The 320-nt window shown below is 61.2% G+C and carries 1 pseudogene; it reads right to left on the bottom strand.

Annotated elements, in window-relative coordinates:
- A pseudogene (rho, locus tag B3520_RS11000) lies at positions 1 to 320 on the bottom strand (transcription termination factor Rho); the annotation flags it as partial.

Genomic DNA, 320 nt, shown 5'->3' with positions numbered 1-320 from the left:
TCTTCGCGGCGGGTGCCGGAGCGACGTACGTTGATTGCCGGGTAAATACGCTTCTCGGCGATTTTCCGATCAAGGTGCAGTTCCAGGTTGCCGGTGCCTTTGAATTCCTCGTAAATCACTTCGTCCATCTTCGAGCCGGTGTCGACCAGCGCGGTGGCGATGATGGTCAGGCTGCCGCCCTCTTCAATATTCCGGGCCGCACCGAAGAAACGCTTGGGGCGCTCCAGGGCGTGGGCGTCCACACCACCGGTCAGCACTTTACCGGAGGAGGGGATCACGGTGTTGTAAGCGCGGGCGAGACGGGTGATGGAGTCGAGCAG

It is taken from the genome of Marinimicrobium sp. UBA4509, assembly GCF_002388575.1.
Classification (GTDB): domain Bacteria; phylum Pseudomonadota; class Gammaproteobacteria; order Pseudomonadales; family Cellvibrionaceae; genus Marinimicrobium; species Marinimicrobium koreense.
This window is presented reverse-complemented; position numbering and strand designations above follow the sequence as displayed.